Here is a 25,245-nt window from a genome sequence, read left to right as displayed (position 1 = left end):
GAATTTAAAAAAGATGACTCCTGTTGGATACAGAAATCATCTTCTTGATGTTGCCTAACTTTTTTCAAAATGTCCTTTACAAAGGGTACAGATTACTTTTAGGTGCATCTTTTTTACTTATATTTGTTCAAGTAAATTTAATTCTTCTTCTACAAATGCCATTAAATCTTTAATTGTTTTTCCAGAAAAATCAAAGTGAATGCCGGCTGCCTCATACACTTCTTTAATAGTCTTTGTACTACCTAAAGACAATGCTTTTTTATAATTTTGTAGTGCTTGTTTAGGATTCTCTTTATATTGTTTATACATTTGCAGTGCACCGAGCTGTGCAATCGCATATTCGATATAATAGAATGGTACTTCATAAATATGTAGTACAGGTAACCAGCCATTTGCAAACCAGTTTTCATAACCATCAATATTTACTACACTAGATTGATAAGTTTTCTGAAGCTCTAAGTACTTTTCATTTCTTTCCTCAAAAGTATGATTTGGGTTTTCGTAAAGCCAGTGTTGGAATTGATCAACTATTAGCATACCTGGAAGATAAGTAATAATATCTTTAAAGAAGTTAACTTTTGCTTGTTTCAAATCTTTTTTATCTTTATAGAATGCATCCCAATATTTTATCGAGAATAATTCCATTGTCATACTAGCTAATTCAGCTGTCTCAGCGGGGATTTCTATATATTGTCGTATCTTTAGTTGCTTTATGCATTCATTATGAATGCTATGGCCCATTTCATGAATGAAAGTAAGGATGTCATCTTGTGTATAGTTAAGGTTCATAAAAATAAAAGATAATTGAGAAGCCGGTAAGTACTCACAAAAACCACCAGCTGCTTTTCCTTTACGACTTCTTAAATCTAAGCAATTATGTTTATGCATTCGGTTTAGTAGTGCTGAAAATTCAATATCTAGCTTATTGAAGATGTGAGTGCTTTTTTCAATTAACTCTTTTTCATTTTGAATAGGTTTTAACACTTTTTGATTGGGAGCTACAGCTGCTACATCCCATGGACGAAGGATATCCACTTGAAGTTCAGCTTTTTTCTCATTTAATATTTTATCTGTAAGTGGCACAACATATTGTCGTATTGATTCAGCCAGTTCATAGCAATCATCAGCCGTATAATCAAAACGTTCATATTTTTTAAACATATAATCACGATAATTATCTAATTGAATGTTTTTTGCCTTTTGGTGACGGATTGCAATTAATTCATTTAAAATATGTTGTAAATTATTTTCAACAGATAAGAATTTTTCAGAAATGAGCGTTTTTGCTTTTTTTCGTATATCACGATTCGGATTTTGTAAGTAAGACTGTAGTTCAGTAATTGTTTTTTCTTCGCCATCCCATAGTGCAGTCAAACTGCCTGTAATTTCGAAGTACTCAGTTACTAATTTGTCTTCTTTTACTTCTAAATCAATGTTTTTTTCACAAAATAATGTTTGCGCATTTTTTATTTTTTTATCTAGTAAGCTATAAGTTTTTGGATCAAGTTGCATTCGAAATGGTGACTCTAAATATTTATTATCAAATGAATTTTGATAACGTTTCAAAAGAGGCCTTACATATTGTTGATCATATTCAAATGTATCTTTTATTTCTTTGTTATCTGTTATCTGTATTACATTGAAAGTCAATATAGTGTGATCTTAATTGTTCTTCGATTTCCCATATTAATTTCGACTGTATTTTCAGCCGATTTTCTAAATCTTCTCCTGAAGAAATGGGTTTACTTAATAAAGTAGACAATTCGTTTTCTAGCTCATGTATATTACGGATATCGATCGTATTAGAGTTCTGCATTATTTACCCCTCACTTTTTATTTACTCAAGGAGGTATTCTTCTTTTTCGCTATGATTCCTTTTTTGCCTAGAAAATTTGTGCCTATTACTCCAAGAACAATCATAAGTGTACCGACAATATGATAGTAGGCAATTTGCTCCTGTAAGAATACAACGCCTGCGATAATGGTAATAAGTGTAGATAAGTTGCTAAAAACACTTATTTTCGCTGCTTCAATATAAGATAATGAATAGTTTAATAACAATGCTGTTAGTAAGGAAGATAATAATCCTAAATATAAAATGGAGATAAGGAATGTTCCATTCGTAAATGGCTTAAAGTATACAGTTATTGTACCTTTGTTCATATGGTCAATGATTGCGATGAAATTAAAACTAATAAAACCGATTGCTGTCATTGTGTATGTTAAATCCATTAGCTTGAATTTCTTTGTCATTTTTCGAGCTAATACATTATAGCAAGCAGATGATAATGCCGATAATAAAATGAGGATAACACCGATGAAGCTCGTTTCATGAGCCCCTATACCATTCATAACAAATATATAAATGACACCTATGACAGAAATACATACTGATGTTTTTTGCCATGTATTCGTATATTCTTTTAAAAAATAGGAAGCTAGTATCATCGTAAATATAGGGATCGCTGCTTGTATAATTCCAGCTTCAGATGAACTTGTATATACTAAGCCAAATGCTTGGAAAGCAAAGAACAATGCTGGATAAAATATTGCGAGTGGTAAAAGTGCAAGTATGTTTTTGAGTGAAATATTTAACTTTACAAAACCGAAAATAACCGGAATGGTTGCTGCTATGAAAGCAACTGTAAAACGGTGAGCAAGAGTATCAATAGGGCTCGTAATGGTTAGTGCTAGTTTCACAAACATAAATGAAAATCCAATAATAAATGAATAGAGTAATGCGGATATATATGCTTTTGTTGTATTTTTCATAATTTCACCTCATAGTAGTTGATTTCTTACTGGCCAGTATACGTATATAGTAATCTTTCTGATCTAGTGCTACAATGTGAACAAATGCAAACTGTACCGGTACAAATTAAATGTAGGGGGTGTAATGATGTATAAATATTTACATGTTTTAAATGACTTAGAACGTATGATTCAAAATGGAGAGATAAAAGAAGGGAAGAAATTACCGTCTATACGGTCACTTGTTACGCAATATGAATGTAATAAGGCGACTGTAATACGAGCGCTGCATGAATTAGAAAAGCGCCATATTATTTATTCTGTACCTCAAAGTGGATACTATGTTGTTAAGAAATCTGGGAGTTACATAGAAAATAACGAGATGATTGATTTTGCTTCCTCAGCACCAGATCCAGATGTTTTTCCGTACTTAGATTTTCAGCATTGCATTAATAAAGCGATTGATACATATAAGAATGATTTGTTTATATACGGAACACCGAAAGGGTTACCATCTTTAATATCGGTTGTGCAAAAACAGTTAGCAAACTATCAAGTTTTCACAAAGGAAGATAATATATTTATAACGTCAGGTGTGCAGCAGGCGCTTGCTATATTAACTTCAATACCATTTCCGAATGAAAACGAAACGATACTAATTGAGCAGCCAAGTTATCATTTATATATTGAATATGTAGAAATAAATAAGATCCCTGTGATCGGAATAAAGCGTACGCATGAAGGGATAGATTTAAATGAACTAGAGCGGATATTTAGCACAGAAAAAATTAAATTCTTTTATACAACTCCAAGATTTCATCATCCACTTGGAACTTCGTATTCTAAAAAAGAGAGAGAAAAGATTATTAAACTTGCGAAGAAATATAATGTATTTATAGTGGAAGACGACTATTTAGCAGATTTAGAAACTGATTCAAAAGTAGATACGTTTTACAGCCAAGATAATTGTAATCATGTTATATATTTAAAAAGTTATTCGAAGATCATCTTTCCTGGTTTGCGAGTCGGTGTTGCAGTCATCCCGCAATCCATTACAGATGCCTTTTATAAGTATAAAAAGATTTTAGATATCGATAGTCCTATGATTTCGCAAGCTGCTTTAGAAATTTACATAAAGAGCGGAATGTTTGATCGGCATAAACATAAAATAAAAGCATCTTACTACAATAGGTCAAAAAAACTAGCGGCAGTAGTAGAAGGTGTTCAAAATGAAAATCCACATTTGTTTACTTATAGAACAGTTGATCCAATCGGGATACATACTTGTTTACAGTTGAACAGAAATATAGTCACGGACACATTTATTAAAAATTTAAGCAAGAGTCAAATAAGCATAGATTCTATTGATAAAAATTATTTAAGTAACTTTCATAAAGAGAGATTGTTAAAGTTAAACGTATCAAATGTAAAAGAAGACAAGATTGAAGAAGGGATTCGCAAAGTAAGTGAGGAAATAAAGCGAATGAACCGTGTAGATTTTCAGTTCAAAAAAGAATAGTGCTTATGAAGGGTCTTGTTGTGTACAGAAAAATAATGGCTTTATGTATGTGTTGCTGTAGTCATTGGAGTGATTACAATTACTATATATAATAAGAAAAGTAAAGAATGTATAACAGTTGCAATTCATACGAAGGCTGTTATTGTCGATCATAACAACATTCCTATATCAAATGTGAAGCTCATTTAAAGATAAGGAAGTCTCTATATCAAATATGCAAGGTGAGTTTCAGTTTTATAATGGTGTTTGTGGTGTAATTACGTTAAAATTTATTACTCCACATGGAGAAATCTATATAAAAAATATGATAATAAGAGTGTACCAAAAATAATTAAGGAGAATGATATGAAACCATTACAAGGTAAAGTAGCAGTTGTGGCCGGAGCAACACGAGGCGCCGGAAGAGGTATTGCGATGATGCTTGGTGAAGCCGGTGCAACTGTATATGTAACAGGAAGAAGTACAAAAGGGAATTTATCCTGTATGGGAAGAACTGAAACGATTGAAGAAACGGCAGAGCTTGTTACAAAGCAAGGCGGAAAAGGAATCGCAGTTCGTGTTGATCATACGGTAGAAGAAGATATTAAAGTATTATTTACAAAGATTCAAGACGAACAAAATGGACAGCTTGATATTTTAGTAAACGATGTTTGGGGCGGCGATCCTTTAACGGAATGGGAGAAACCTTTCTGGGAACACAACCTACATAACGGACTACTTATGCAACAAAGAGCTGTTCATTCTCATATAATGACAAGCCATTACGGTGTACCATTAATGGTGAAAAATAAAATGGGACTTGTTATTGAAATTACAGATGGAGTCGATTATCAATATCGAGGTAATTTGTACTATAGTTTAGCAAAAGTCTCAACAATTCATTTAGCAGAAGCTATGGCGAAAGATTTAGAACAACACAATATTACAGCTGTCGCAGTTAGTCCAGGATTCCTTCGTTCAGAAGCGATGTTAGATATATTTGGTGTAACAGAGGAGAATTGGCGAGAAGGAGCTAAACAAGACCCTCATTTTATCGCATCAGAAACTCCTTTCTTTGTTGGAAGAGCAGTAGCAGCTTTAGCAAGTGATCCAAATGTTCATGAAAAAACGGGACGAGCGTTAAGTTCATGGGAATTAGGAAGAGAGTATGGATTTACAGATATGGATGGAAGACGCCCAGATTGGGGGAAATATTTTGAGGAGAATGTTTTGAATCAAAATTAATGTTTTTAGAGCACTCAATAGCTGAGTGCTCTTGTTCTTTATACAATACGCAAATAATAAAGTCCTTTTAAAAATAAAATGGTTATTTAAAAAGCATTGGTACAAATGAAATACAGTCAAAAATAAAGTGACAAATCCAACTTACCCAAATACTTTTTGAATTTTTCCATATATAATTTAGTGCTAATCTAATTGGGATTATAGTTATTAATAACTGCATTGGCACAAAACCATAAGCTGGAATATGCCACAAAGCGAACAACAAACTACATATTAATGATGCCGTGCCAAATTTTAATCCTAATTTTTGTAATGCGATAATTATATTAGTGCAAATCAACTCTTCACCCATTAACATAAAGGGTACACGGAATAAAATCATAGAAATACTTATTACTTCAGCAACGGAATTTTTAGTTGCAGGTTCAAAAATGTAACTGAATATTAAGTTGGAAGCCATACCTACGATAATTGTTAAAGGCAAACCCCAAAGTAATGTCTTGAAATTAAAATGTTTAAATTGCTCTAATGATATTTTCCCTAAAAAATAGTATCCTATAATTCCACATAATACAAGATTCCATAAAGCTTCAAAAATCATCCTCAATACTTCAGGTATATTATCTCCTAACACTGCGAAAAGTTGATATACAATCCCGGAAATAATTAATAATCCCAAAGCCAAAAGGGATTTCGAATCAATTTTCTTCTCTGTTTCTATAATCTTTGTTTCCACAACTACCCCTTCTTTCTTATTATTTCATTGATTACGAATATATAATAGCACATTGTTCTCCAAAATAATGGTAATTGAGACGATCATAATAATTTTATTTTTCCAAATCAGTAAGTCCAAGATTAGGAGATTCCTTGCAAGAATCATTTAGACCAAAACCTATTATTAATGTCGTGATTGAAATAAAGCAATTATTAAACAAAAATAATAATCGCCCATCAAATTTATGAGTAGGCGATTAATGTATTTCTAAGAACAAAATTAAACAACTTTATTATCTGTACACATATATCGCATAAAACATTTTTTAACTTCATTAAATATATAGGGAATCATTACCAAAAAAATGATATCCTTAAAGTATAGTCTATATTTTGTATAGGAGGGTGATGGAGTCTATGGCGGTACGTATAGTCGATGATTTACAACAATTCTCTTTATTACTTATGTTTTTGAGTACATTAATATTTTACAGATACTTAAAGAAGATTAAACGAGAGAGAAAACTGACTTCTTTCGAATGGACAATGTATTTTGTCACTCAATTCGCGACTTCTATTTGGGCAATTACTTATTTTATTAAATTCTTGTCTGAATCGTAAGTTACATTAAACCATTTTAGTTTACTGGGTTATTGTTATCTATTAGGGATATAAATATAGTCCGTATCTAAGTCAATGACGACATCGGTCTTAATGTCTTCTTGTAATGACTTTGGAATGTTTTAAAAATGATAACGTACACAAAATAAATTTATAAGCTCCTCATTAGATAACTCTTCATTTTTTACGTTAAAATACATTTTTTTAATTTACTGATAGAACAGTTATGACCAATAACATACTCATTAATTCCATATCCATCAAATTCAATTATCATGTTATCACTATTGGTTGCTAGCCAACATTATAGCTTTAATTTTGGATGAATCTTTCATATTGATTATTATACATAGCTTATATATGTCTCGTCTCAATTATGATATTCAAAATAAGAAGAAGCACATATGGAAATTTTTGTGGCAGGTGCAACAGCACGTTCTTTAATACCAATGCTAATAAAAGAAGGTCATACTGTGTATGCAATGATTCGTAACGAATCACAAGTAGAAGCAATGAAGGAAGTTGATGCTTTACCATTACTAGCTGGGAGAGAGGTGCTTCAAAGAATAAGGCACGTAAAGTGAATGGATACTTTAAAATATCATAAAAATCCTTTAATGGGAATACTAGTAACATTCACTATTAAAGGATTGGGCTGTAATGAATATACTTTTTGAAAGCATTATTTTAATCCTCACTGGAATCATTGTTTTAAAATTGACAGGTAGTAAATCTGTTAGCCAAATGACGAGAGCTGAAATTATTATTGTGGTTTCTATAGGACGTATTATTGTAGAACCTATATTAAGTAGGAAAGTAGGCCCATCTATTTTTGCTGCGTTTATTTTTGCGGGTGTTTTACTTATTATTCATTTTTTTGAATTGAAATCACGAAAAGTAGAAAAGTTTCTAAATGGAACTAGCATTATTGTTATAGAAAACGGAGAAATCTTAAAAAAGAATTTATTACGCGCGAAAATGTCAGAACAACAATTATTTATGCATCTGAGAGAAAAAGGCATACATGAAATCAAGAATTTACAACAAGCAACTGTAGAAACGAATGGACGGATTGGGTATCAACTAACTACCAAGGCACAACCAGTTACTTTGGAAATGCTAGAAAAGCTTCTAGAGCAATGTAATCTGAAAAAATAGTTTTAGACTAAAAAGCGCTTCTTGTACATAAAGGCACTTTTCGCAAACGTGTAAAAGTCCCTTCAGTAATCCTGAAGGGACTTTCGTGTTATCTAATTTATCGAGGGTGATGACGATCAATATTACGATTAACAACAACGTTAAAGTTCATAAAAATAAACAGAATGAATAATTGACAAAAAATGAGAATAGTAGTAATCTAACGTAAAAAATACGCTAGCGTATTTTATTGGAGAGATAATATGCAATTAACGAGAGAAGACTGGATAAAAGTAGGATTACAACAATTAGCTAATGAAGGTATACATAAAGTTCGCATTGAAGCACTTGCTCGATTGCTAAAAATAAGCAAAGGAAGCTTCTATCACTATTTTCGTGACCATCAAGAGCTTTTAGATTCTATGCTCGACTTTTGGGAGGTACATGCAACAAAGCTGATTGTTCAAAGTATGGAGCAACAGGATGCCTCTTTAGAACAGCTATTACAGATTAGTTTTAATCGAGATAAAAAAATTGAGAATGGTATTTATGCTTGGGCTAAATATGATCCTGTTGTGGCAGCACGTTTAGTAGATATAGAAGAACAAAGAATTTCTTGTGTTGCAAAATTGTATCAAAAAATGGGCGTAGACGAAACTGAATCAATTGATCGAGCGAGACTTGCCTATTTAACGTATGTAGGATGGATGACAAGGTTTGAAGCAAATCCTAATTTTGATATTGATAAAATGGTTGAGCTTTTAACTTCTTTCAGCGGGTGTCCAAACATCCATTGAAAAAAGTAAAGCCTCCGGACGCAATTATGCTGAGGCATAATTGATTATTCGATAATAAATGTCCCTAGTATGGTTATAAAACCTGAAGGGACAAAATTTCCACTATAACATACGGTAGTGTATGTTATCTTTGAAGTTACGAAATTGGGGGCGAATAAATGAAATTACTATTAATAGTAGTGGCTGTGGGGCTTCTGTGGTTTATCAGTTTTTTGCATATTTATTGGGCTTTTGGAGGTCGATGGGGTTCTGCTGCTGTTATCCCAGTAAAAGAGGGAGAACATAAGCCTGCTTTTACTCCGAGAATATGGGGAACATTATTCGTAGCCATTCTTATTCTATTAGCTAGTGTCATTATTGTTGTTCAAGTAGGTTATTTGCAGGGGTTCGAAGCAAATAGTTTATCTAAAATCGGAAGTATTGTCTGTGCTTTAGTTTTCATTATTAGGGCAATTGGTGATTTTAAGTTTGTTGGATTTTTTAAAAAAATTAAACATTCTCAGTTTGCTAGATATGACACTTGGTTCTATAGTCCATTATGTTTATTCTTTGGTTTTGTCTATATCATGTTGTTGTTTTAATAAGTATAATGAATTCCCTATAAAATAAATTTTATGCAGGAAGAAAACACCTCTTATTGAACAAGTAGTAATAAAAAGAAGTTTGAGCATAGCAATAGAGCAATACGGGTTCTGGTGACAGCGAAGTCCGCTATGATTAGTCATTTGTGTTTAAAAAGAGGATAGATAGGGCGAATTTATTCAAGCTCTTCTATCCTTTTAATTTTTATAAATATAATGTATGACATTAGATAAGAATTCACTATTAATAATAGGTTCAGCTTATATCTTGACTTTTAATAAAATTTTAAAGTGTTGGTTTTTTATTGTGTGAATAAGAGGTTATTTGTTGTTTTGGAGTTTAAATGAATGATTTAAACTTAGCAATTGTATCATGTAATCTTTCTAATCCAATCAACATATCTTTATCATTTAACATTGAATAACTAATTCTCAAATGATTATATTGAGTTTCATGGCTTAACAAACAAGCTGTTCCAGGTAAAAAAGAAACATCAACTTCATTCGCTTTTTGTAATAATGTAAAAGGATCGACTGACTGAGGGAGTGTAACCCATAAGTTAAATCCTCCATTAGGTATTTCAAATTCTAATTCTTTTAATGGAGATAATATATCAATTGTTAAATCGCGTCTAATTTGTAAAGCAGTCCGTAATTTTTCTAAATGATTTTTCATCCGTTCCGCTCGTAAAAAAGGAAGTAGTGCTTTCTGCGTTAATAAAGGGCTACCAATATCCATCGAAGCCTTCACAGCGTATAACCATTCAAAGATATGTCCTTCAGCTGCAAGTGCCGCGATGCGAAGACCTGGTGCTAACGTTTTACTAAATCCTTTTAAATATATAACATGACCATTTGTATCAAAGCTTTTTATTGGAGGGGGAATTTTAAAATCCTCAAAATAAATTTCTCCGAAAGAATCATCCTCAATAATGAAGAAGTTATATAGCTCTGCTAGTTCTACAAGTTCCATTCTTCTTTTTTTACTCATTACTGTGCCCGTTGGATTCTGAAAAGTAGGATTCACATATAACAAAACAGGATTCTTTCTTTGACAAATATCATCGATTAAATCTGAGCGAATGCCGTTGTTATCAAGACTAACAGGGATAATTTGAACTCCTTTATTAACAAATACATCAAGCGCCGCCCCATAACACGGACTTTCTACTAACACTATGTCTCCAGGCTTTAATAATGTTTGGGCGATTAAATCGATTCCTTGCTGGGCACCACTTGTAATTAATAATTGAGATGGATCTGTAACTAATTGTTGGTGTTCTTTTAAGTAGTTTGTTATTTCCACTCTAAGTTCTTTATCGCCTTGAACAGGTCCGTAAGTTGCTAGTATCATTTGATCTTTATTAAGTAATTTGTGCATTTCATCTGAAAGAAACGGATTTGGTAATAAACGCGGATAAAGGACCGCCTGTGAAAAATCGAAATATTTACGGTGTTGGTTCATCACATATTGAGAACGCATAACATTAATGGATTTCGTTTGTTGCCATTGATATGGAATTGGTTTGAACTCTTTATTCACACGTTTATGTATATAGGCACCTTTTCCTTGTTCAATTCGTATATAACCTTTCGTTTCTAACTGTTTATAAGCTTTACGAACAGTTAATAAACTAATTTGCAAATCATCGGCCATAGAACGTAAAGAAGGGAGGTAATCGCCATGTGAAAGCATCCCGCTTTGAATTCTCTCAACAATTTGCATATATATTTGTTGGTAATATGGTATGTTGGATTCTTTACGTAGTACTATCTTCATAGAATCACCTGTTTTTCTTTTTAATTTAATTAAAGCGAAAAACATCCTGACAATCAACTATATTTTTATTCAACTGTTATATGCGTGGATACACTGTTATACACCATATCCTCTATACTCATTTCAAGAGTAAAAAGGAGGAAGGAAAATGGTCATTTTAAATTATATTTTAGTATGTATTATTTTTGGAACGACATTTTTAACGATAAAAATTGGAATAGAAGCGGGGGCACCACCATTATTTTCAGCTGGAATTCGTTTCTTTTTGGCGGGCCTTATTCTCATTATTATTTTTAAATTAAAGCGAAAGGATATTATGCCTTACTTATTATCGAAACGTATTATATATGCTGGTTTTTGTTTAACATTTATGACATTCGCGACCCTTTACTGGGCTGAACAATATATTTCTTCTGGATTAGCTGCAGTTTTATCTGCAACAGCCCCAATGATGATTTTGCTATTACAATCAAAGAGAAATAAAACAAAATTGCAAAAAGAACAACTTGTTGCTTTAGTTATAGCACTTACAGGAGTTTTGTTTATATCTTTACCTGGCATGCATCAAGAACTTACTTTCATATGGAGTATTGCATGCCTTGTTATATTAGTAGGAGAGTTGTTTTATGGAATAGGTTCTATTCGTTCTAAAGAGATACTTTCAGATTTACCTAACGTATCACCATTTCTTATTAACGGCATTCAAATGTTTTATGGAGGAGTTTTGCTATTAATTGTATCTGTTGTAATGGAACAGCCGAATTTAGCTGTATTAACATCTTGGAATGTACAATGGCCAATTTTATATCTTATATTTGTAGGATCTATCGGTGGACACGGTTTATATTACTGGCTTTTATCAAAAACAAATCCAGTATTTCCATCGACTTGGTTGTATGTATCTCCGTTAATTGCTGTTATTGTAGGTTATTTTGTATTAGGAGAACCATTAAATCCTGCAATGGGAATTGGTGCTTGTTTAATCTTGATTGGTGTATTTTTAGCAAATCGTTCTACGCTGGGCGTTTATTTTAAGCAAGGGAAGTTATTGAAGAAAGAAATGTAAATAATACAAATGGAATCATTGGACTATTAAGTTAATAAAAGTTTATTACTTTATCAACTTAAAAAGCATGTTACTACCGACTTGTAACATGCTTTTTATTTTTACACATTAAGTTTAACATAATTTGCTTAGTAATTAACGAACGGTGTACTTTACGAACAGTGTACGTTGTGTTATAAATAAAACAAGTAATTCAATAAAATATAAGGTGTGATAAATGATGGAAAGAAAAAATAAAGGAGAAAAACGTATTGCAATTATAGGTGCTGGACCAGGAGGTTTAACATTAGCTCGTATATTACAGAAACATGGTTTAAAATGTGTCGTATATGAAAGAGAAACATCACCATGGATTCGGCAACAAGGAGGTTCATTAGATATTCATCATGATTCCGGACAAGAGGCGCTTAAAGAAGCAGGATTGTTAGAACAATTTAATGAACTTGCTAGATATGAGGGAGAAGATTTTCGTTTATGTGATAAGAACGGGAAAATATATTTAGATGAAGTAGCGGATCCTAATTGCGGAGATCGTCCAGAAATTGATCGAGGCACTTTACGTGAGTTACTTTTAAATTCTGTTGATCCGCAATGTATACATTGGGGCTATAACTTAACAAAAGCCATTCCTGTAGAAAATGGTATACATGAACTTCATTTTGAAAATGGACATGTAGACACTGTTGATTTAGTGGTAGCAGCAGATGGTGCCTTCTCTCGAATTCGTCCACTTGTCACAAATTCTATACCGCAATATACTGGTATTAGCATGGTAGAATTGAATTTGAAAAATGTAACGAAAAATCATCCTCAGATGGCGAAATTTAATCGACGTGGCAAAGTATTTGCACTTGCGGAGCATAAAGGGATTCTTGCGCAATTAAATGGAGATGACAGTATTCGCGTGTATTTAAGTTTTAGAACAGATAAAAAATGGCTTGATAATTGTGGAATTCCATTTAAAAATTTAGAAGAAGCAAAACATCAACTTCTACAATATTTCAAAGACTGGGATGAAACACTTAAAAATTATATTAGATGTGCAGATGGTGCGATTTTTCCTAGACGAATTTACATGTTACCTGTTGGACTAACTTGGAAAAGTAAGCCTGGTGTTACTTTAATTGGTGATGCTGCACATTTAATGTCTCCATTTGCTGGAGAAGGTGTGAATCTAGCGATGCGTGATGCGGCAGAACTTGCATTATCTATTGTAAAACATGATAATTTGAACGAGGCAATTGAAAATTACGAAGAAAAAATGTACGATTATTCTTCTCAATCCGCTGAAGTGTCAAATGATAATCTTGAGATTTGTTTCTCGGAGGATGCTACTATGAAAATGTATAATCTTATGAATCAACTTCATGAGCAACAATAAAAATATATTTACTAAAGGAGAACTATGGAAGAGCAAACGAATACAATTACTAGTCGTCGTTCACGACCAGCAAAAGAACCGTTAAGTAAGGAAACCATTGTTAAGACTGCTTATGACCTATTAGAGTCTGAAGGTATTTCTGGCCTTAGTATGCGTAAAATTGCAAAAGTATTAGATACAGGTCCGTCTTCTTTATATGTATACGTAAAAAATGCTGATGAATTAAGAGCGTATGTATTAGATTATGGTCTAGGGAAAATTGAAATAACAGATGAGAAAAATGAACCATGGAAAAAAGAACTATTTACACTTGTACATTCATATTTTCGAATTTTATTCGACTCTTCTGGAATGGCAGAATTAGCTTTAATGACAATTCCAATTGGGCCAAATTCTTTAGCCCTTACTGAACAGATTTTGCGTCAATTACATGAAGGTGGAGTTAATGCAAGAGCATCAGCATGGGGAGTAGATATTTTACTGTTATATGCTGCTTCGGTCGCATATGAACAAACAGCTCGCAAAGAAAAAGGTACCACTCTTGACCCAATTCGTGCTTCGTATGAGGCTTTAGATACAGCAAGGTATCCAATGATTGTAAGTCTAAAAGAAGATATGTTATCTGGTGGAGAAGAACGATTCCGCTGGGGATTAGAAGTTGTTTTGCAAGGTATTTTACATACGCAATAATATAATTAGTTTAAAACAGAGAGCTAGTTGAGCGGCACTCTGTTTTTTTTGAAAGAAAAATATGATACCTGTGTCTACAAACTACATTGTTAATGAATTTCAATATCTCTTTTTATACGATAGTAATAGACAACTTACACAATATAACCAGAAGTTAAAGAATTGGCTGGAATCCCTATATATCAAAGGATAGATTTATTTTTAGGTGAAATTGATTATTTAGAAGCTAAAGTTTTTGGAATAAAAGGTGACAAAATAATTGTTAGAAAGCAAGTAATAACATTAAAAGATTTTGTACCAGACTATTTAATTATAGATAAATTCATGCTGAGACTTTTTATAACCACCGAGGGATATATTGAAGGTGAGAGAAAGGAGCTACTTTTATGGTAATAAAATAAAGATAAAAATATGAAGCGAGAAAATGAGGGTTTTATTTTTATAGAATAAAAAACACACTAGGTCTTTATATCCTAGTGTGTTTTTGTAATTAATTCACTTTTTTTATAAAACCTTTATAATGACGCTTCACAAGTTGACTTTCTAACGTCTTCATCGTTTCTAATGCAACACCTACGATGATTAGTAAACTTGTACCACCGATTTGAGCAGATGGTGGTAATGTAGCGATTTTTGTAAATACAAGTGGTAATATTGAAATTGCTCCTAAGAAAATCGCACCGATAAATGTTAAACGGTATAAAATTTTTGTTACATACTGTTCTGTAGATTTTCCTGGGCGAATACCCGGGACATATCCGTTTTGCTTTTTCAAATTCTCAGCCATTTGTTCAGGATTTACTTGAATAAACGCGTAGAAATATGTGAAGGCAACGATAAGACCCACATATAGTGTCATTCCAAATGGATGTGCAAAATCAAGATTCGCAATTATCCATTTAGATACGCTTGAATCAGGGAAGAGCTGCGCAATTGTACGCGGCGTCATTAAAAAGGCTGAAGCAAAGATAACAGGAATTACACCTGCACTATTTACTTTAAGAGGTAAATGAGTATTTTTTGCCCCTTGATATTGATTGTTTCCTGAAACAGCTTTTGCATATTGAATCGGTATTTTTCGAACAGCTTGCTGAATGTAAATAACACCAACAACTATCGCTAAAATTACGAGTCCAATTAAAACCATTTTTATTATGTGCATAAATAACTGATCGCCTGCGTTTTGGAATTGTTGCAAATAAATTTGATTAGCGACATTCGGAATCGCCGCAACAAGTCCTGCGAAGATAATCATTGAGATTCCATTACCAACGCCATTAGCGGTAATTTGTTCACCTAACCAAAGTAAAAATGCAGTACCAGCAGTTAAAACTGTCGCAATAAATAAGTATGTAGTCCAGCTTTGATCTGTAATTAATTGTCCACCTGCTATATTATTAAAACCATAAGACATCCCAATGGATTGTATAAATGCGAGAATGATTGTAAAGTATCGAGTAAATTGAGCTGATTTCTTACGGCCCATTTCTCCTTGCTTTGCCCATTCTGTAAATTTAGGTACAACGTCCATTTGTAGTAATTGTACAATGATAGAAGCTGTAATATATGGTGTGATACCTACAGCAAAGATTGAGAAGTGTTGCAGTGCTCCTCCGCCAAATACGTTTAGCATACCTAAAACGTTGGCTTGATCTTGTACTTTTAATACCTCTGCGTTAGTATGAGGAACTGGAATAAACGTGCCAATTCGAAAAACAATTAGCATCGCTAGTGTAAAAAGAATTTTGTTTCTTATCTCAGCTACTCTCATGAAATTTGAAATCGTACGAAACATTATGTCGCCTCCTATATTTTTATCAGTTCAAAACTGATTATTATATCCCGATGAAGTAACCACAAACCTCCTTCCGCATTAAATTCATTTGACAAATGGAATTTTATACATTTTGTAGTTTTCACGGATATAAAAATATAAGGTGTTATACAAGCGATTTATTGACTTTTCGTAATCATTCAATACCCATAATATAACTAATAAATTAACAAATGTACATACATAAGCATTAAAAATGAATGAATAGGATGATTTTTTACATATATTTAATGCTAGATTGATAATTAGGAACGTTTTATGTGGTTATATTGAAGGGATTCCGTGGAAAGTATTATGATGTAGCTGTAGCGCATAATAACCCCAAGGAAATCTTCAAGGATGTTGAGAGAACTCATACGTTTCAGCATGAATTAGAGAACCTACTAAAGAAAGAAAAGATTGGATTGGAATAATAGTGAAGGAAAATCTTTTTTCCATAGAGAATATTTCTAGCGTAGGAATCTAAGTATGTAGGTTCTAATGAAAGGAGAATTCACATGAATACATTTGTAAATGACAAGTTTTATGAAACTAGAAATCAATTATTTGAGGAAATTACTTTGTTAAGTGATGCTCAATTTAATAGGAAACCAGATAAGGATAAATGGAGTATAGCACAAGTTTGTCATCACTTAGTTTTATTAGATGAGAGAGTTATAACAGTTATTTCATCGGGATTAAAAAAGGTGGATAGTATCTTAAATGAGCGTAAAGAAATTCACACTATTTTATTAGATAGATCGATAAAATTTATAGCCCCAGAAATGATTGAACCAAGTATAGAACCATTTGAAGTGCAGCAAATGGTTGATTTGTTAAACGACTCTAGAAAAGAATTGATGCGCTTCCTGAGTACAATAGAAGATGAATCTATATTAGCGAAAAAATCAGTGACGCATCCAGCTCTTGGAGAATTACTTCTTGATCAGTGGATAGAACTGATCTATTTGCATGAACAGCGTCATATAGAACAAATTAAAGAGATAAAATTACTTTGTGGAGTTGAAAAGTAAACATCATTATCTATTTTTTGAGCGATTTGGGATAGCATCAAGGTTTCGAGTGATAAAATAGAAATCCTGATTAAAATTATGATGAATTTAGTTGAAAGCAACCAATAAGCTGAAGAAATTACGAAACTAGTAGATCTTCCCCCTGAAGAGGAAACGAACATTCAAAAAAATCTGAATCCGATTTGCTGTATAAGTGTAACCCCGTCTTAAATGAAGAGCGGGGTTATTATTTTTGGAAGTGATCTCAGCATTTTCATTTAGAAAAAAATAAATTGGCAATGAAATCCGAAAATGTAATCAGCATTACACACTATATCTTTAAGTTATAATGATTTTCGGAAATGAGCTATATGTCCAAATTTTTGAAAGTAATCTTACACCTACCATTGGGTAAGCACCTTTCACGCGTTTGAGGAATAAGTATTTTGTCAGAAAACGATAAAATACAATTCTATTAAGGGATATATGCATTTTATTCTCTTTATTTTTGCAGTTGAAGTTTTCTGAATAACAAGTTATATTTTTAAAGTTCAAGCAACTTTATGACAGTACAAAAAGGGGAGAAATATTGATATTATGCAAAAAACGAAATGGAAGAACTATGTATGCTATTTTATTATTCTTATGCTTCTTGTAACAGCAGTAACAGTCAAACCAGCTATTTCTAAGGCTGAGGAATCTAATGTTAATATTACATTGTTAGGTACTGCAGATATTCATGGTAGATTTATGCCTTGGGATTATGCGCTTGATGGAGCAAATATGAGTGGAAGTTTGACGCAGCTTTATACGGTTATAAAGAAGGTACGTCAAGAAAATCCAAATACCATATTAGTAGATGCCGGGGATACAATTCAAGGAAACTCAGTAGAATTATTCAACGATAAGCCACAATCGCCAATGATGGTAGCGATGAATACAATGGGATATGATGCCTGGGCATTTGGAAATCATGAATTCAACTTTGGATTAGATACATTGAAAAAAGTTAGTCAGCAATACAAGGGAAAGACGTTAGCAGGAAATATTTATAAGGAAAATGGAGAGCGTTTTCTTCCTGCATATACGATTGTTGAAAAAGGTGGAATTAAAGTCGGGATTATTGGTATGAATACACCAATGATTAGTGATTTTGAAAAAGGGACAGATCATTTGGATGGTTTAGTAGTGAAAAATCCAGTAGAAGAGACAAAAAAGGCTATTAAAGAATTAGAAGATAAAGTAGATGTAATGGTAGGGGTTATGCATATGGGACTAGAAAATGAGAATGGAATCCCAGGTACTGGTGTTCAAGATATTGCGAATGCTTGTCCGGAACTAAGCGCTATTTTTGCGGCTCATATGCATAAACTTGTAAAAAAAGAAGTTGTAAATGGCGTGATTATTACAGAACCAGATAAATACGGAACGCATATTTCACGTATTGACCTTACTTTTACAAAGCAAGATGGGAAGCTTGTTTTAAAAGATAAAACAGCTACCGCTATACCTGTAAAAAATGCTGATGGAACTACAGTATTATCTGATTCTACACTTGAAGAAACACTAACACCTTTTCATGAGTATGCGAGAGGAGATGCAAATGTTGTAGTCGCTCAATTAAAGGGTAGAAACCTTGTTCCTGAAAATGAAATAAAGGGTATTCCAAGTGTGCAGATTCAAGAGACACCTTTATCAGATTTCTTTCATGAAGTCATGCTCCATTACAGCAAGGCGGATGTAGTAGCCCATCAAATTGATAATGATTATGCCCGTTTGGATATAGGTCCTATAAAGAAGAAAGATATTGCTTATAATTATCAATATGCTTTGGGAGAAATTACAGTATATAAGATAACTGGAAAAGATTTAAAAGACTATATGGAATGGGCAGCAGGATATTTTAACTCATCTCGTGCCGGAGATGTAACAGTTAGCTTTGATAAAAACCGTCGTGCGTCTAAATACAGTACGAACGATTTCTTTGGAGGCGTAAAATACGAAATTGACTTAACAAAACCATATGGTAGTAGAATTACAAATTTACGCTCTATTCGTACAAATAAACCAATCAAAATGAGCGATGTTATGACGCTAGGAATGAATGCGTATAGAATGGAGGCTCTTCAGGCAAAAGGGGGAGCTTTAGAGGGACGTAAATTTGAACAAACTTGGTCATCTAAACAAGAGAATGCATTCGGAGAAACAGGTGGAACCATTCGTAATCTTGCTATTACATATTTAAAAGAGGTAAAGAACGGTGTATACACGCCAAAAGTTATGCATAATTGGAAAATTACTGGTGTAGATACACATTCTTCAGAGCATAAGGCTGTAGTTGATCTTGTAAATAAAGGGATTTTAGAAATCCCAAAAACAGAAGATGGAAAATATACAAATATAGCATCTATAAATACTAAAGATTCAATTACAAAAGAAGAGATTGTAGCACTCTCACAAAAAGCTAATATTAATCCAAATCAGTTTAATCATGTAAAAAGAAAAGGTGAATTTTACAAAAAACTTAGTAGGATAATTAAATAAATATAAAAAAGATGGCTCTCGTGCAACAAACTATTCAACTTGGACATACCATTATCCTAAAAAAGTTTGTGATCGGTATGGAAATATAGAAAATCATCGGTAAAAAACCCCCTGGATTGCTTTAAAAATTCAGGGGGTTTTTCATTTGAATAATTATTGTTTCATTTCTCGCTATGTATATTTATAATATGCTTTAAAAGAACATACCTTAAGTTAATAACATGCAATAGATACGTCCTTTTCTATATTTAAATGGGGAGAAAAATTTATCTTTAAAAGATATTTTTGACAAGATAAAAAAGTCTGAAACTCATATAAGACTTCAGCAGTCTCAATACGTTCCAATCCATGCAGCTATAGACATAAATAACAAAATTATATTGAAAAATCTAACTTGTATATGCGTTGCCTCACCTCACTAAAGTATTTGACTACAATTCTTAAAATAGTAAAGAGTGGTTTTTTATGTTGTTAATAAGATATAAGTGTACTTTGATTAGAATGAATATAGATAATTAACGACTAACCAATTGGATGAGCACCTAAAAGGGCTCATTTTTTATTTTATCGACCACATATATGTAATTTTGCATAATATTACATATATTTTGTATTTTCTCTTTTTTTCGACATAAATAGACAGTATACTTTGTACAAGCTTTCTATTTCAAAATTATACGAGGTGAAAAAATGAAAAACACAAAGACATTAACTAAGGTAGCATTAACAACAGGATTAGCTTTAACAGCTGTGGCACCATATGGAATAGGTCATGCAGAGGAAACAGATCAACTACAAGTTCAAATTCAGGAGGACTCATTCCGTTCGGGTGAACTTACACAACCGTCACAAAAAGCACCAGAAAATGTAGTAAAGGATGCTCTTAAGGAGAAAGCTGAACAAGCTCTTTCTCCAAATCAAGTCAATGGAGAAACAGGAGTAGATTATAAAGTTCTTCAAAAACGTGGTTCGTATGATGGAACAACACTTGTGCGTATGCAGCAAACATACGAAGGAAAAGAAGTATATGGCCATCAATTAACTGCACACGTAGATAATAAGGGTGTTATTAAAAGTGTTTCAGGCGATAGCGCGCAAAATTTAAAACAAGAAGAATTGAAAAAGCCTATTAATCTATCAAAAGATGGAGCGAAACAATATATTTATACGAAATACGGGAACGATATCAAGTTTATTTCTGAGCCAGAAGTTAAGGAAGTTATTTTTGTTGATGAAAATAATGGACAAGCTAGCAATGCATACCAAGTTACCTTTGAAGCGGCAACACCAAACTATGTTTCTGGAACTTATTTAGTAAATGCACAAAATGGTGATATGTTAAAAAATATGGTACAAGAATCTAACTTAAAAGCAAGTGAAAAACTAGTTGGAGCTTTAAAGGAAAGTAAAAAAAGTAGTCTTACATCATTAACTGGAACAGGAAAAGATGATTTAGGTATATCTCGTTCATTTGGTATTTCTAAACAAAGTAATGGCAAATATGCACTTGCTGATTATACAAGAGGGCAAGGAATTGAAACATATGATGTGAATTACAGAGATATTACTAAAGAAGAAAGCTATTATCCTGGTACACTAGCAACCAGTACTTCAACAACATTTAACGATCCAAAAGCAGTAAGTGCTCATTACTTAGCAACAAAGGTATTTGATTTTTATAAAGATAAATATAAGCGTAATAGTTTTGATAATAAGGGACAAAAGGTAGTTTCAGTTGTACATGCTTGGGATTCTGAAGATACGAACGATCCGAAAAATTGGCAAAATGCATTAAGTGCTAATAATGGAAGTATGCTTGTATATGGCGATCCTATTGTCAAGGCATATGACGTAGCTGGACATGAATTTACACATGCTGTTACTTCTAGCGAATCTAATCTTGAATATTACGGTGAATCTGGTGCGATTAATGAGGCGCTATCTGATATTATGGGAACATCTATTGAGAAATACGTAAATAATGGAAGCTTTAACTGGACAATGGGCGAACAAACTGGATCTGTTTTCCGTGATATGGAAAACCCAGCTTCTGTTCCATCTTCACTTGGAGTACCGTATCCAGATGATTACAGTGAATTTAACGATTTTAATGGATGGGATCAAGGTGGCGTTCATTTTAATTCAAGTATTATTAATAAAGTTGCGTATCTCATTGCAAAAGGCGGAACTCATAACGGAGTAACTGTTAAAGGAATTGGTGAAGATAAAATGTTTGATATTTTCTATTATGCAAATACAGATGAGTTAAACATGACATCTAATTTCAAAGAATTGAAATCAGCATGTATTCGAGTGGCAACTAATAAATATGGGGCGAATACAGCTGAAGTTCAAGCAGTGCAAAAAGCATTTGATGCAGCAAAAATTAAGTAAGTTAGAAATATAGTTTCCATTCATATATTAATACATTATGAAAATCAGCTAATGTCATTTTAAGGATATTAGCTGATTTTTTACGTAGCAATGTATTAGTGAAAATAAAATTACTAAGCAATAATCAGGCATCTATCTTCAATAAATTACGACAAATATATAAGATTTCAAGGATATAAAAACAGAAAATTAATAATATATTGACCTCTTAATAGTAAGTGCTATAAAATGAAAGCGATAACAAACGATTGCTTTAAAATGATTTCCTTGATCTTTTAGTATTTACAACTATATTAAGGCGAAAAAAATCTATTTTTTTAAGCATTAATGCAAACGTTTTCGTATTAAAAGATCATTGAAATACATACGTGAAAATAGTCAATATGGGGGTGAAGTAAAAGAGATTTCTACATTAATTTAAGCAGTGTAATTTAGTATGAGCATAATAAATAGCTCGTACTATATAAAGAAAGGGTGTATGTGGTGCAAATGACAAAAAGATTAATTAACAAATCATTTTTATTACTTGCCATAATCGTTATGTTATCATCTGTTTTCTCTTTTCAGAGTGTGAAGGCAGTTTCAAATTCGAAAACAACTGAAGTTATCATTCATTACAAAGAGAAATCTGGAAATACAAAAGACTGGAATCTTTGGGTATGGGGAGAAAATGCAAACGGTAAATCTTATGAATTTACTGGTGAAGATGAATTTGGAAAATACGCTAAGATAAAAATAGATGGTGACTATAATCGTGTAGGATTTATAGTTCGTACCAATGAATGGGAAAAAGATGGAGGTGATCACTGGGTTGAAAATATAAGGGATGGTCGTGCTGAAGTATGGATCCTTTCGGGTGATGAAAAAGTATATAATTCTAAGCCTTCTTCTGATCTCTCAATTCAAAAAGCTACTATTGATAGTTTTAATGAAATTACTGTAACGACTAATGTTCCGTTTAATAGTAAGGAACAGAAAATTGAAATTGAAGGCGTTAAAATTAAGGGAATTAGTCCTTATGATAAAAATAGTGGAGATATTACTAATAAGGTTAAAATAATTACGGAACAGAAAATTGATTTAAAACAAACATACAAAGTTAAAATAGCAAACTTAGCTGATGCGAATACTGAAATCGGTAAAGTCATTCGTAGCGAGGAATTTGATAATTTATTTTATTATGGTGGTAATGATTTAGGGAATATATATACTCCGCAACATACAAAGTTCCGTTTATGGGCTCCTACAGCGAGTGAAGCGAAGTTAGTTACATATAAAAAATGGAGCGATAAAATAGGTACTGAAATAAAAATGCAACAAGGTGAAAAGGGAACTTGGAAAGCAGAACTTAAAGGGAACCAAAAAGGTCTCTTTTATACGTATAAGGTGAAAATTGGGGATAAGTGGACTGAAGCGGTTGATCCGTATGTGCGTGCTGCTTCTGTAAATGGAGATAAAGGTGCAGTTGTTGATTTAGAAGAAACAAATCCGAAAAAATGGAAAGCAAACAAAAAGCCAAAATTTAAAAATCCGGAAGATGCTATTATTTATGAATTGCATGTACGCGATCTTTCCATTCAACCTGAAAGTGGTATTAAGCAAAAAGGAAAATATTTAGGTGTAACAGAAAAAGGAACAAAAGGGCCTGAAGGTGTAAAAACAGGACTTGATCATATGAAAGATCTTGGTGTTACTCACGTTCAGTTTTTACCGATATTTGATTATGCTTCAGTAAATGAAGATAATTTAAATGAACCACAATATAACTGGGGATATGACCCGAAAAATTTCAACGTCCCAGAGGGCTCCTATTCTACAAATCCATATGAGCCAACTGTTCGAATAACTGAATTAAAACAAATGATTCAAACACTGCATGATAATAATCTTCGTGTTGTGATGGACGTAGTATATAACCATATGTATAATGCCGCTGAATCAAATTTTCATAAGTTAGTTCCAGGTTACTATTATCGTTACAATGAAGACGGAACATTAGCAAATGGAACTGGAGTAGGGAATGATACCGCTTCAGAACGAAAGATGATGAGAAAATTTATGGTAGATTCCGTCACATACTGGGCAAAAGAATACAATTTAGATGGGTTCCGTTTTGATTTAATGGGTATTCATGATTATGAAACGATGAATGAGATACGTAAAGCTGTTAATCAAATTGATCCTTCTATTATTCTGCATGGAGAAGGCTGGGATTTAAATACACCTCTAGCAGCTGAATTAAAAGCAAATCAAAAAAACGCGGAGAAAATGAAAGGGATTGCTCATTTTAACGATAATATACGTGATGGATTGAAAGGTAGCGTATTTGAGGAGAAAGAAAATGGTTTTGTAAACGGAAAGCAAAACATGGAAGACCGTATTAAAAAAGGCATTACGGCAGGTATTGACTATGATACAAATTCGTCTACTTATCAAGATCCAGAGCAGGTGCTAACTTATGTGGAAGCACATGACAATCATACATTATGGGATAAACTTGAGTTGACTAATTCAGGTGACAGTGAAGAAATGCGAAAACAAATGCATAAATTATCTTCTTCTATTTTATTAACATCACAAGGTATTCCATTCTTACATGCAGGACAAGAGTTTATGCGCACAAAATATGGTGATCATAATAGTTACAAATCTCCTGATTCTATTAACCAGATGGATTGGTTACGCCGTGCAGCATTTAATAATGAAGTAGAGTATATGAAGGGCTTAATAGATTTACGAAAAAAATACCCAGCTTTTCGTATGACTTCTGCAGAGCAAATTAAAAAGTATGTAGCTTTTATCGATGTTCCCAAAAATGTTGTAGCTTATACAATAGATGGAAAGGGAAGTGGGAATAAAAGCGAATATTTTATGGTGGCTCACAATGCAAATAGGGAAGCCGTTGACATAACACTTCCATCGAAAGGTCCGTGGAAAGTGCTAGTAAACGGGAATCAGGCGGGAAGTAAAACACTTTACGTTGTCCATGACAATAAAATTAAAGTTTCTGCATTAAGTTCACTAGTTTTAAAAACAGAGAAACCGATTAAATAAATGCAAAAAGCGAAGTGACGGTTGTTTTCACTTCGCTTTAAAAGTTAACTTAATATAATTTCACATACTGTAATTATATTACAATTTAATAAACAAAAAGAGAAGAACTCACCAAGGTTCTTCTCTTTTTTATGTGTAATTAGGGTTTCCATAACTGTAGATA

General features: G+C 32.7%; 19 protein-coding genes and 3 pseudogenes. 16 read left to right on the top strand and 6 right to left on the bottom strand.

Annotated elements, in window-relative coordinates; genetic code table 11:
- Nucleotides 1–117: 117 nt before the first annotated feature.
- Nucleotides 118–1,816, bottom strand: a pseudogene (locus tag ABH959_RS12240) (M3 family oligoendopeptidase).
- A 17-nt stretch (nucleotides 1,817–1,833) separates the two neighbouring features.
- Entirely contained in the window at nucleotides 1,834–2,772 is a 939-nt protein-coding gene (locus ABH959_RS12235) for a DMT family transporter (RefSeq protein WP_404492634.1), read from the bottom strand.
- A 127-nt stretch (nucleotides 2,773–2,899) separates the two neighbouring features.
- Between ABH959_RS12235 and ABH959_RS12230 the strand changes: the two genes are divergently transcribed.
- Nucleotides 2,900–4,270, top strand: coding sequence for an aminotransferase-like domain-containing protein (locus tag ABH959_RS12230; RefSeq protein WP_404492633.1), 1,371 nt, complete (start codon nucleotides 2,900–2,902; stop codon nucleotides 4,268–4,270).
- 345 nt (nucleotides 4,271–4,615) lie between these two features.
- Nucleotides 4,616–5,494, top strand: a complete 879-nt coding sequence (locus ABH959_RS12225) for an SDR family oxidoreductase (protein ID WP_404447851.1) — start codon at nucleotides 4,616–4,618, stop codon at nucleotides 5,492–5,494.
- 82 nt (nucleotides 5,495–5,576) lie between these two features.
- Here ABH959_RS12225 and ABH959_RS12220 read toward each other — a convergent pair whose 3' ends face one another.
- The gene (locus ABH959_RS12220) at nucleotides 5,577–6,230 is read right to left on the bottom strand and encodes a CPBP family intramembrane glutamic endopeptidase (protein ID WP_033729412.1); all 654 of its coding nucleotides are present in this window, start codon (nucleotides 6,228–6,230) and stop codon (nucleotides 5,577–5,579) included.
- 398 nt (nucleotides 6,231–6,628) lie between these two features.
- Here ABH959_RS12220 and ABH959_RS12215 point away from each other — a divergent pair, with 398 nt between their 5' ends.
- A complete protein-coding gene (locus ABH959_RS12215; protein ID WP_000290880.1) occupies nucleotides 6,629–6,832 on the top strand; it encodes a hypothetical protein in 204 nt (67 codons plus the stop codon).
- A 35-nt stretch (nucleotides 6,833–6,867) separates the two neighbouring features.
- On the opposite strand, the pseudogene ABH959_RS12210 reads toward ABH959_RS12215, so the two are convergent.
- Nucleotides 6,868–7,109 (bottom strand): annotated as a pseudogene (locus ABH959_RS12210) (hypothetical protein).
- Nucleotides 7,110–7,236: 127 nt separating this feature from the next.
- Here ABH959_RS12210 and ABH959_RS12205 point away from each other — a divergent pair.
- The 4 genes and pseudogenes from ABH959_RS12205 to ABH959_RS12190 all read left to right on the top strand — a co-directional run bounded on the left by ABH959_RS12205 (nucleotide 7,237) and on the right by ABH959_RS12190 (nucleotide 9,347).
- Nucleotides 7,237–7,509 (top strand): annotated as a pseudogene (locus tag ABH959_RS12205) (hypothetical protein).
- Nucleotides 7,493–7,990: a DUF421 domain-containing protein gene (locus ABH959_RS12200; protein ID WP_002189697.1), complete on the top strand. Its 498-nt coding sequence runs from the start codon at nucleotides 7,493–7,495 to the stop codon at nucleotides 7,988–7,990. The pseudogene ABH959_RS12205 and the gene ABH959_RS12200 overlap by 17 nt, the downstream one beginning before the upstream one ends.
- A 242-nt stretch (nucleotides 7,991–8,232) precedes the next feature.
- The gene (locus ABH959_RS12195; protein ID WP_404447844.1) at nucleotides 8,233–8,766 is read left to right on the top strand and encodes a TetR/AcrR family transcriptional regulator; all 534 of its coding nucleotides are present in this window, start codon (nucleotides 8,233–8,235) and stop codon (nucleotides 8,764–8,766) included.
- Nucleotides 8,767–8,924: 158 nt separating this feature from the next.
- Complete coding sequence (locus ABH959_RS12190; RefSeq protein ID WP_002085376.1) at nucleotides 8,925–9,347, top strand: DUF3995 domain-containing protein; 423 nt, start codon at nucleotides 8,925–8,927, stop codon at nucleotides 9,345–9,347.
- A 340-nt stretch (nucleotides 9,348–9,687) separates the two neighbouring features.
- Here ABH959_RS12190 and pdxR read toward each other — a convergent pair whose 3' ends face one another.
- The gene (gene pdxR / locus ABH959_RS12185) at nucleotides 9,688–11,127 is read right to left on the bottom strand and encodes a MocR-like pyridoxine biosynthesis transcription factor PdxR (protein WP_404453802.1); all 1,440 of its coding nucleotides are present in this window, start codon (nucleotides 11,125–11,127) and stop codon (nucleotides 9,688–9,690) included.
- Nucleotides 11,128–11,275: 148 nt separating this feature from the next.
- On the opposite strand from pdxR, the gene ABH959_RS12180 reads away from it, so the two are divergent.
- The 4 genes from ABH959_RS12180 (at nucleotide 11,276) to ABH959_RS12165 (ending at nucleotide 14,657) form a co-directional block, all read left to right on the top strand.
- The gene (locus ABH959_RS12180) at nucleotides 11,276–12,193 is read left to right on the top strand and encodes a DMT family transporter (protein WP_404447838.1); all 918 of its coding nucleotides are present in this window, start codon (nucleotides 11,276–11,278) and stop codon (nucleotides 12,191–12,193) included.
- Between the two features lie 217 nt (nucleotides 12,194–12,410).
- The gene (locus ABH959_RS12175; RefSeq protein WP_404453799.1) at nucleotides 12,411–13,574 is read left to right on the top strand and encodes an FAD-dependent oxidoreductase; all 1,164 of its coding nucleotides are present in this window, start codon (nucleotides 12,411–12,413) and stop codon (nucleotides 13,572–13,574) included.
- 24 nt (nucleotides 13,575–13,598) lie between these two features.
- Nucleotides 13,599–14,264: a TetR/AcrR family transcriptional regulator gene (locus ABH959_RS12170; RefSeq protein ID WP_404453796.1), complete on the top strand. Its 666-nt coding sequence runs from the start codon at nucleotides 13,599–13,601 to the stop codon at nucleotides 14,262–14,264.
- Between the two features lie 162 nt (nucleotides 14,265–14,426).
- Complete coding sequence (locus tag ABH959_RS12165; RefSeq protein ID WP_404492632.1) at nucleotides 14,427–14,657, top strand: hypothetical protein; 231 nt, start codon at nucleotides 14,427–14,429, stop codon at nucleotides 14,655–14,657.
- A gap of 97 nt (nucleotides 14,658–14,754) precedes the next feature.
- Here ABH959_RS12165 and secY read toward each other — a convergent pair whose 3' ends face one another.
- Nucleotides 14,755–16,059, bottom strand: a complete 1,305-nt coding sequence (secY, locus tag ABH959_RS12160; protein WP_002069884.1) for a preprotein translocase subunit SecY — start codon at nucleotides 16,057–16,059, stop codon at nucleotides 14,755–14,757.
- 299 nt (nucleotides 16,060–16,358) lie between these two features.
- Here secY and ABH959_RS12155 point away from each other — a divergent pair, with 299 nt between their 5' ends.
- The 5 genes from ABH959_RS12155 to pulA all read left to right on the top strand — a co-directional run bounded on the left by ABH959_RS12155 (nucleotide 16,359) and on the right by pulA (nucleotide 25,082).
- Nucleotides 16,359–16,511 carry a hypothetical protein gene (locus ABH959_RS12155; RefSeq protein WP_181777901.1) on the top strand — a complete coding sequence of 51 codons (153 nt, stop codon included), beginning with the start codon at nucleotides 16,359–16,361 and terminating at the stop codon, nucleotides 16,509–16,511.
- 84 nt (nucleotides 16,512–16,595) lie between these two features.
- Nucleotides 16,596–17,111 (top strand): DinB family protein, encoded by a 516-nt coding sequence (locus ABH959_RS12150; protein WP_113936424.1) that lies wholly within the window; start codon nucleotides 16,596–16,598, stop codon nucleotides 17,109–17,111.
- A 576-nt stretch (nucleotides 17,112–17,687) separates the two neighbouring features.
- The gene (locus ABH959_RS12145) at nucleotides 17,688–19,634 is read left to right on the top strand and encodes a bifunctional metallophosphatase/5'-nucleotidase (protein WP_113936423.1); all 1,947 of its coding nucleotides are present in this window, start codon (nucleotides 17,688–17,690) and stop codon (nucleotides 19,632–19,634) included.
- Between the two features lie 690 nt (nucleotides 19,635–20,324).
- On the top strand, nucleotides 20,325–22,028 hold the full coding sequence (locus ABH959_RS12140) for a M4 family metallopeptidase (RefSeq protein ID WP_033709145.1): 1,704 nt from the start codon (nucleotides 20,325–20,327) through the stop codon (nucleotides 22,026–22,028).
- 483 nt (nucleotides 22,029–22,511) lie between these two features.
- On the top strand, nucleotides 22,512–25,082 hold the full coding sequence (pulA, locus tag ABH959_RS12135) for a type I pullulanase (RefSeq protein WP_404453787.1): 2,571 nt from the start codon (nucleotides 22,512–22,514) through the stop codon (nucleotides 25,080–25,082).
- Nucleotides 25,083–25,245: the final 163 nt, after the last annotated feature.

It is taken from the genome of Bacillus sp. RC51 (assembly GCF_044908115.1).
GTDB classification, from domain to species: Bacteria; Bacillota; Bacilli; order Bacillales; family Bacillaceae_G; genus Bacillus_A; species Bacillus_A mycoides.
Note: the sequence above shows the minus strand (reverse complement) of the source record. Positions and strands in the feature narration are given on the sequence as shown.